The 10,018-nt window shown below is 30.3% G+C and carries 6 protein-coding genes; 3 read left to right on the top strand and 3 right to left on the bottom strand.

The genetic code is table 11. The features are described from left to right. Positions 1–7 precede the first annotated feature (7 nt). Together ACZIYX_RS12170 and ACZIYX_RS12165 are read right to left on the bottom strand one after the other, a co-directional pair. A complete protein-coding gene (locus ACZIYX_RS12170) occupies positions 8–2,434 on the bottom strand; it encodes a TonB-dependent receptor (protein WP_462682519.1) in 2,427 nt (808 codons plus the stop codon). Positions 2,435–3,039: 605 nt separating this feature from the next. Beyond that, the gene (locus ACZIYX_RS12165) at positions 3,040–4,275 is read right to left on the bottom strand and encodes an ABC transporter permease (protein WP_462682518.1); all 1,236 of its coding nucleotides are present in this window, start codon (positions 4,273–4,275) and stop codon (positions 3,040–3,042) included. Positions 4,276–4,592: 317 nt separating this feature from the next. On the opposite strand from ACZIYX_RS12165, the gene hisS reads away from it, so the two are divergent. Both hisS and ACZIYX_RS12155 read left to right on the top strand, forming a co-directional pair. Further along, positions 4,593–5,963: a histidine--tRNA ligase gene (gene hisS / locus ACZIYX_RS12160; RefSeq protein ID WP_462682517.1), complete on the top strand. Its 1,371-nt coding sequence runs from the start codon at positions 4,593–4,595 to the stop codon at positions 5,961–5,963. A gap of 89 nt (positions 5,964–6,052) precedes the next feature. Then, positions 6,053–6,565 (top strand): hypothetical protein, encoded by a 513-nt coding sequence (locus tag ACZIYX_RS12155; protein WP_462682516.1) that lies wholly within the window; start codon positions 6,053–6,055, stop codon positions 6,563–6,565. Positions 6,566–6,867: 302 nt separating this feature from the next. Here ACZIYX_RS12155 and ACZIYX_RS12150 read toward each other — a convergent pair whose 3' ends face one another. Then, complete coding sequence (locus ACZIYX_RS12150; protein WP_462682515.1) at positions 6,868–7,731, bottom strand: AraC family transcriptional regulator; 864 nt, start codon at positions 7,729–7,731, stop codon at positions 6,868–6,870. A 670-nt stretch (positions 7,732–8,401) separates the two neighbouring features. On the opposite strand from ACZIYX_RS12150, the gene ACZIYX_RS12145 reads away from it, so the two are divergent. After that, positions 8,402–9,985, top strand: a complete 1,584-nt coding sequence (locus ACZIYX_RS12145) for a long-chain-fatty-acid--CoA ligase (RefSeq protein WP_462682514.1) — start codon at positions 8,402–8,404, stop codon at positions 9,983–9,985. Positions 9,986–10,018 lie beyond the last annotated feature (33 nt).

The following is a 10,018-nucleotide window of genomic DNA, read 5'->3' as shown; positions in this document are numbered from 1 at the left end:
TTTTGGTTTATATTTTTTCTATATATCTAAGTTCTAATTTATCGGGATTAACCTCTTCTGTAGACTTATTGTAATAGAAATCAATAATTTGGGATTCTAAATATAAGTTAATTTTTTTAACATCTTTTTCTTCTTCATATAATCGGTAAGCGTTTTGAGCTTCACCAGACTTAAATTCAGACATAAAAGCATCTGGATTTTTAACTATTTCAATAGTTGTATATTTGTCAAACTTTTTCTTCATCCATCGATGACCTACCAATTTTTGTTGTCTGTTATCTAGTTCTTTTGTAAGGCTTTTTATTTCTTTTACCTTTTCAGGTTCTTTTTTCTTAAGATTATCTAATTCTATTTTAGTTTTAACAAAACTTCTTTCTAATCTAAAATCGATAAACTGCATATCTTCTTTTAGGCTTAAAATAACTTCTTGTAATATTTTATCATACGTTTTTAGGAAATCTTCATAGCTATATAATTCTTCTAAAAACGTAAGAGCTTTTTCTTTATAAGCCTCTGATTTTGATTGTTGTTGTACTGTTGCAAATAAGAAATTCAGGTTTCCTTGTTTATCTTTCGGGATATTCTGAAATCTAGCACTGTTTTTTACATTGGTAAGTTGTTCTGTTATTTCAGGTATAGTACCACTATATGTTGTAGAGCGATATCTAAACTGTAAAGTTCCTAATTTGGATATAGCTTCCTCATCTAAAAATTCTTTTTTACGTTTTTTAATTTTTATTTTAAACGTATCAAAAGTATAGGTGTACCCTAAGGTTGCAGTAAAATCGTTATCGTTGGTAGTACCTGTGTTTCTAAATAGAGATAGTAAGTTTAGATTAAAGTTATGGCTTTCATAAAAAGAGTAATTTCCTCCTAATCGAATACTATAAATATCATTTTGTTTTTCACCATTATTAAACGCAGCATTGTAAGAACTTGAAATATTTGCTCTTAGTTTTTTATCAAAAAAGGATTTGGTGGCAGATATAGTAGGGCCAAAAGTAAGGTTGTTGGTTGTCCCGACAGTATTATAGGAAACATTGGTAGCTAATGAAAAGTTAAGTGAGTTTTTAGGGTAACTTAATGTGTAACCAGAAGTAATATTATAAAAATTGGATATTCCATTTTCTATAGTTTCTCCATCCTGTTTATTATCAGAACTTTGATAAATAAGGTTTACATTAATTGCTTGTTGTTGATTTTCTACTTTTTTTAATGTGTAATTAACTCCCAGATTTGCATTTTGAGATATTTGTCTATAATTAAGGGTATCTATGTTTTCGAATTGGTCTACTTCGTTAATATAATCAAATTGATCCCGAATATTAGTATAAGATTGAAAGTTAGAGTATCCGGCATTTACAGAGAGTTTATCAGAAGCAGTATAGGTAATATTAAAAGCACTTACTATACGTTGTAGTTCTGAGCTTTTGGTATTATCCAGATTATCTCGTTGTAGACCTGCATTTATGTTAATCCCTAATTTACTATTAAATAAATTTTGTGAGGCATTAATTGTAATATTTTCTAAATCGTTATTAAAATAATAAGCGCCAAACGTTCTGTAATCAGGATCGATACGTTCATATCCAACACCAACAGAGCCATTTCCTGCGGGGTAGTCTAAATGAGCATTAAAAGCATTATAGTAATTAGTAGTCAGATTTTCATTTAATAAAAAGGAAAGAACCCCTGAGGATGTTCTGGGTTCTGATACCTGAGTGTCCTCGGTAATTCCAGAAATAGCGTACTCTAAATTTATTTTAGTTTTTTCAAAAATTGTAAAATTGGTTTCGGCACTTACAACAGTATTTTCTTTTGGGGTAAGTTCTAATTCTACTGGAAATAAATTTTGAATAGAATCTGCATCATCTTTTGCGGAGAAAAATATAAGGCCAATAGATATTTTTTCAAAATTATAAGAGGTTTTAAATCCATACCCAAATCTTTCATAAGCAGGTATTGCCTCAGGAATTTCTTGATTATATTCTGTAGCTTTAAGAAATTTACCGTAGAGTGCACTTATTTTAAAAGGACCATTTAGGGTAAGATCGACACCACCTCCTGTAAATTGGTGACCACTTAACGTATATGGAGAAAATGTCATAGAAACATCACCAATATGAGTAGTGATCCATTTATATGAAGGATGAATACTTAACCGATTTATTTTGAAAGGTGTACTATAACCAAAATCCTGATTAGTATAAGAAAAGGATAATGGGATATTGTATATACCACTAATATCAAAATTTAAGTTTCCATTAACAAAATAAGTGAATGGATCACGATTGGCGATTCCATCATAAAATACACCATTGCCAGAAATTCCACCATTAAATCGTAATAAAGGAACCTTACCAATTTGCTCAAGATCTTGAGCAGAAGCTATTATGCTAAAAATTAAAGAAAGTATAAGTAATTTTATTTTCAATAGAAAAAGGTAATTTGGGGTTGTGAATTTAATATAATTTTAATAATATTCAATTTTAATAATTAACATTTCAAATAATAATTGAATTTTAAGTCTCATCTTCTGCAAAAAAAACAAAAGTTTCATTTTTTGAAACTTTTGTTTTTTTTGCAATTTTTTTTTTAATACCCTATTAAAATTCTAATTCTCTGGGGTTATCTCAAAAACAGAATATGTTTTCAGTAGGATAGATCATGAGCTTACTCTGAAGTTATTGTTCATAAAGCTATCTCAAAAACAAAATATCTTTTAGGAACTTGAGTTCGATCTAAGAATTTGGTTTAAAAAAGCCGTCAAATGGAGTGATTTTTCATAGGGTAACAAGAAAAATTGTATCGCTCTTTCGACAAACTCAAGATGGTAAGGCTTTTGGTTTAAAATTTACTTGTCTTCGATACAATTTTCTATCGAAAACCACTCTGACTCACATAAATTTTCTTACATCAACTCAGGTTAGGAGGATACATTTTTTTACATCATGTTACTTAACTTGTCTTTTTTCGTTTAACCAAGTCGGGAGACTTTGAGGGACAGTATTTCAAAGTTAAAATGGTATTAGTGGTATATCATTCATACCGTAAAGACTCTATAGGATCTTGTTTGGCAGCTTTTAGAGCAGGATATAATCCAGAAACAACTGCAATAACAAAGGATATAGTAGTTGCGGCTATGATTGCTAACCATGGTGTGGTAAAAGAAAAATTGGCTAATGATGAAATACCTGCGCCAATAGCTATTCCTAAAATGATACCCGTTAGCCCTCCAATTTGACCAATTATAATCGTTTCCATAAAAAATTGACCGGCAATAGTATGTTTTTTTGCCCCAAGGGCTTTTCTAACACCAATTTCTCTGGTTCTTTCGGTAACAGATACCAGCATGATATTCATTAAAGCAATCGAAGATCCCAGTATAGTAATAATGCTTATAATCCATGCTGCATAATATAAATAGACTGTAATACTTGCAATTTTATTTAATAAATCATCACTACGTTCCAAACCAAAATTATTTTCTTCCAAAGGGTTTAATCGCCTAATATTCCTGAAAGTTGTAATAGCTTCATCCTGAGCTCCTTCAAGAAACTGCTTGTCGTTTACCATAATACTAATACCGTAATTGATATCAGGAATCGTAAAAATAGATCTGGCAAGTTGCAAAGGAATAAGTACACGTAAATCCTGGTTGTTTTTAAAAGTAGCACCTTTGCTTTCAAGTAATCCAATTATTTTAAATTTAACTCCCCTAATACTAATTGTTTTTCCTAAAGGGGTTTTATTTTTAAAAATATTTTTTTTGAAGTCGGAGCCAATAATACAAACGTGACTGTTGTTTTCAATATCAAAAAAAGTAAAGTTTCTCCCTTCTTCAATTTTTGTACCCGTATTATCCAGATAATTTTCATTAATACCAACAACAGATACTTCGGGATCTGTCTTTTCATTTTCATGTTTAACCTCGGCTGTTCGGGTTCCTGTAAAATAGATAGAAGTCTTTGAAAAAGGATATTGAAAACGATCATTAAATTCTTTTACATTACGATAGCTGATAATAGGATTTATTTTTTTTCTGTCCTCATTGTTTTTAGTTTCAAATTCATAACGTTGAATATTAAAGGTATTGGCTCCCATAGATGCAAAATCCCCTGAAATAGTATTTTCTAAAGCACCAACCAAAGTAAGTATTCCTACTAATGATGTAATACCAATTGCAATAATCAATATAGTGAGAATAGTTCGCAAAACTTGCCCTTTTATAGAATCCATTGCGATTCTGATATTTTCTCTGAAAAGTGAAAACATAACGGTCTTTGATAATTTGTTCTTTATAATAGGACTGCAAAAAGCAATTAAAGTTACTGAAAAACTAGAATTTTTTACTTCTATTATTAAAAGCCGCTATACTTTTTTAGATATTTGCAGCTTAAAATATTCAGTAAATATTTAAGATTAATTCCTAATCAACAGATATATTTCTGGTTATTAGTTAAATAAGAGTTTGTTTAATAAAAATCAAAATGATTTATAAGTAAATATAGAATATTGCTTATGTTTTTGTTCAAAAAAAATGGAAACATCAAGATATAAAAAATCTATGTGAACTTGCTTAAAACTATATAATGGCACAAAAACCATCCATACCAAAAGGAACGAGAGATTTTTCTCCAATAGAAGTAGCAAAAAGAAACTATATTATAAATACCATTAGAGAGCAATTTCGATTATTTGGTTTTCAGCCAATTGAAACTCCTAGTTTTGAGAATAGCGAAACTTTAATGGGTAAATATGGGGAAGAAGGAGACAGGCTGATTTTTAAAATATTAAATAGCGGAGACTATCTTAATAAAATAGATGAAGCACTATATGCAACCAAAGATAGCAGTAAGATAATCTCTAAGATTAGCGAAAAAGCACTTCGTTATGATCTTACAGTGCCTTTTGCCCGCTATGTTGTACAACATCAAAATGAAATTGATTTTCCTTTTAAACGATTTCAGATTCAGCCGGTTTGGAGGGCAGACAGACCTCAAAAAGGAAGATTTAGAGAGTTTTTTCAATGTGATGCAGATGTAGTTGGTAGTACATCACTTTTGCAAGAAGTTGATTTTATTAAATTATATGATAAAGTTTTTACAAAATTAGATCTTAAAGGAGTTACGATTAAAATGAATAATCGTAAAATCCTTTCTGGTATAGCTGAAACTATTGGAGCTGGCGATAAATTGATAGATTTTACAGTAGCATTAGATAAATTGGATAAAATAGGAGAAGATGGTGTAAAAAAGGAAATGTTGAGCAAAGGGATTTCTGAAACAGCTATTGAAAAGGTAAAACCCCTCTTTAATTTTACAGGAACAGCATCAGAAAAGATAAAAGATCTGCGAAGTATGCTAGGATCTTCGCAAGAAGGATTAAAAGGTGTAGAAGAGTTACAATTTATACTGGATGCTATTAAAGAAATGCCTTTAGAAACAGCAACTTTGGATTTGGATATTACTTTGGCCAGAGGATTAAATTATTATACAGGTGCAATTTTTGAAGTTTCGGCCCCGGATACTGTTAGTATGGGTTCTATAGGAGGAGGAGGTCGATATGATGACTTAACAGGGATCTTTGGGTTAAAAGATGTAAGTGGTGTAGGAATCTCCTTTGGCTTAGACAGAATTTATTTAGTTATAGAAGAGTTAGGGCTGTTTCCTGATGCGGTGATACCTGCAACAAAAGTATTGTTTATAAATTTTGGGGATAAAGAAGCCTTATATTCTTTAAAAACAGTAGATGCTTTAAGGAAAGAAGGTATAACAGCCGAAATTTATCCGGATAATACCAAAATGAAAAAGCAAATGAATTATGCAAATAAAAGAAATATCCCGTTTGTGGTACTTGTAGGAACTTCAGAAATAGAAAACAACACATTTACAGTTAAAGATATGCAATCGGGAGATCAAAAAGAAGTCGATTTTGTAGGACTAAAAGTACTTTTACAATAATTTTTTCGTTACTTTATTGTTGTATAACTATATAACCAACACGCTGTTTAATCAACAATAGAACTATTTTTTGTCCTAAAATTAAAATTATGAAAAAACCTATTTTAATCATTTCTCTTTGTACTATTTTGTTATCTGTGGTTTCTTGTAAAAAAGACCCAAAATCTGATACAGTAGTAGATACTACTGTAGAAACAGTTATGCCAGACTCTATACGAGAAGCTGTTTTGGAAGAAGTTGAAAAAGAAAAAATGGAAGCAAAAAATAAAAAATCCATCATTGAAAATAAAAAAGCCATAACCGAAAAGAAAAAGTCAACAGAAGGAAAAAGTACTATGCGAATACCAGGGACTTTTGATTCTACAGATAATACAGATACCCAAAAGTATATAAAAGACTATGAAAAATATGTGGAAGATTATAAGAAAGCTGTTGAAGCAAAAGATATGGATTCTTTTCTTAAACTTAATGATGCAAGTAGTAGTTTAAGTAAACAGTTTAACCGTTTAATGAATATACTGCCTAGTGAAGAAATACAAAAAGTAAGCGAATATATGCAGGTAAAATCAGAGCAGTTGGCAAAATTATCTGCTAAGATGTGATAAGATAAAAGCACCGTTTTTTTGATTACAGACCTCCTTTTTTAGTTTATTTTTATATCATGGGGTAGTGATGATGATGTAATTAACAATTTAATTATTGGAATCTGGAAATTATCAAGCCTTAATACACAGGAGAACCTAATCTTGTTTCTCTTTTGGATTGTGAAAAGACTACCAACTATACTTTGGCAAATAATAAAAATATTGATAAAAACGAAATATTAGAGGGTATTTGATTTTTCAAATACCCTCTTTTTTGTTATGAACTTGCTTGTAAAAAATATTAAAAAACATATTGTCTGTTACAACATTAATCTCCTATACTCTTCTGGAGTATTTCTGGTTTGGTTTTTAAAAAAAGTAGAAAAATAAGAAACATTTTTGAAACCAAGTTCTAAAGCTATTTCACTAATCGAATAATTAGTATGATACAGTAATCTTTGTGCTTCTATACATAAATGGTTTCTAATAAAAGTTCCCGCGGTTTTTCCTGCTTCTCGTTTACAAATTTTGTTTAAGTGATTTGTTGTAATGTTTAATAAAAAAGCATATTCAGATGGGTTCTTTTTACTTTTATAGTGAGTCTCAATTAATTTTTGAAATGCAAAAATCCTGCTTTTTCCTAATGTATTTCGTTCAATTACTTTTTCTGGTCGATAACTTCGTTCAATTTCAAATAATATAATGTTTAGATAAGACCGTAATACCTTCTTTGTGTGTTTTGCATAATAAATATATTCTTCATATAATAAATCCATAATTTGTAGCCATCTTTTATGCTGACTCTCTTTAAAAATTATAGAAGGAATGGTATGATCCTTTATATAAGAAAATTCATTGAGCACATTGTTATTATATCTCAAAGCAAAAAAATCTTCTGTAAAACATATAATCTTTCCTTTAGCATTGTCGTCAATTTTAATACTACTTACGCTACCAGGCTTGATAAACAATATTTGTTTTGAGTCTGCCGAAACAGTAAACTCGTCGATTACTACAGACCCTGATGCTTTTTCTATATAAATGATAGAGTAAAAATCTTGGGTATGTGGTAGACATAATTTAGGAAACCGTTCTATAATGCCATATAGCTCGCAGATACAAAAATCACCAATATTGCCATCAAAAAACCCAATAGAGCAAGCCATAAGACATCTGGTTTGCATTTTTATATATTTAGGTTTATGTAAATAACTATGTATAAACTAAAGAAATAGAATAGCCCGAGGGGGATGAAAAACAGAGGTTTTATAAAAAAAATTATACAGGGAATTAAACGATAAAATTTTTTCTTTTTTTTTAGTCTGAAAATTAAATATTGGGTGGATTTTAATAGCGATAAATAAAAATGCTTCAATTTCTATTTTCTTACAGTTCGGTATCTTTTCAGAAGAGTTATTTTTTCTGTATTTTTCAAATTGAGACAACAATACACATTTTCCGTTGCAAGTAGACTTTTTATTAAATCTGTTTATACATTCATTCTTAGAAATGTATTCTTGATTTATATAAAAATCAATCAATATCCACATATTGAATGCTATCTGATTTAAAAACAGTACACAAAAAAATATGGATATCAGTTTTTTCATGTTTATTAATAATTAAGAACCACTAAATAAATCAACAACAATCAATGAATTCTTTGAACGTCCAAGGTATATACTTTCTCTTTCTTAAAACAGTTTCTCAACATATTTGATAAAGGATTGATTGGTTTTTGAAAAACATTTCCTTTTTTATGATATTCATAGATTGATTATTAAACAAAATTCCTTTTTTTTCATATCAATTCGATCATTATAAATATAGAAATTTACTATAAAATTATTAGTGATGAATTATCATGGGGGAGTAAAAAAAACTTTGGCAGACACTACTGCTTTATTATCCGGGTTTTATAAAGATAAAGTAGCAATTGTAGCTCAGGATAAATCATTGACTTACTTAGAATTTGATAAGTGTACGAATCAAATTGCTAATGGATTATTAAAAGAAGGGGTTAAACCAGGGGCTCGTGTTGCTTTTTTAGGAAAAGACAGTAACATTAATTATGAAGTTTTATTTGGGTGCTCAAAAGCAAAAGCAGTTCTTGTACCCATCAATTGGCGATTGAGCCCTCAAGAAATTTTGGCTATTATAAAGGATGCAGAAGCAGAAATACTTTTTGTAGATCAGGCTTTTTATACAATCATCTCACAGATAAAAGAGCGACTCGTACCCTTTGTGAAAATCATAGAATATAATAATTCACATTCTGTCTGGAGTGATTATGCACAATGGAAATTGATGCAAGAAAAAACATCCCTTGATTTATCATACAACACAAAAGATGTTGTATTACAAATGTACACCAGTGGAACCACAGGAAAACCAAAAGGGGTTCAATTATCAAATGATAGTTTTTTTAGCTTACTAGAAACGATGCGATCAAAACATGATGATCTTTGGATGAATATTAATAGTAATGATATCTTGTTACATTGTGTCCCTTTTTTTCACATAGGTGGTCTATGGTGGGGGGTTCAAGGTTTGATTACAGGGGCTATCCTTATAATGCAAGAAACATTTATTGCATGGCAAGCACTTGAGTATATAGAAAAACACAAGATTACAAAGGTAGCAATGGTTCCGGCAATGCTGCAATTTATATTATCAGAACCTAATTGTGATACAACAGACCTATCGTCATTAAAAGGGGTTCTGTATGGTGGTTCACCAATTAATCCGCCTCTTATGCGTAAAGCCATGAAAGTTTTGAATTGTGATTTTTATCAAATTTATGGCATGACCGAAACTGGTAATATGGCAGTTTGCTTAAGACCAGAAGATCATATTGACACAAGCAAAGGTTGCATAAAAGCCGCAGGAAAACCACTGCCAGGAGTAGCATTAAAAGTGATTACACCTGATTTTATAGATGTGCCATTAGGTACTATTGGTGAAATCTGTATAAAATCCCCTTCTAATATGATTGGATATTGGAAAAGAGAAGATGCTACAAAAGACACATTGATAGATGGATGGATACGTACCGGTGATGCAGGATATCTGGATACCGATGGATATGTATATATCTGTGACCGTATTAAAGATATGATCATTTGCTCAGGAGAAAATATATACCCGGCAGAAGTAGAAGCTGTATTGAGCGAGCACAAGGCTATAAAAGAAATAGCTATCGTAGGTATCCCTGATGAGCGTTGGGGAGAAATAGCTAAAGCTTTTATAGTTCTTAATATCGGTTACTCTCTCAAAAAACGTGAATTAATAAATTATGCCAGAGGAAAAATAGCAGATTATAAAATTCCGCAATCTATAGAGATTGTAGAGTCATTGCCCAGAAACTCTAATGGAAAAATTATGAAACGTGTATTACGAGAACCTTATTGGAAAGAAAAAGAACGATTAGTGAATTAATGTACCAAACCTCTCCTTCTTATAAAAATTAAC

Source organism: Aquimarina sp., assembly GCF_977115655.1.
The sequence above is the reverse complement of the archived record's forward strand: the minus strand, read 5'-3'. Positions and strand labels throughout refer to the sequence as shown.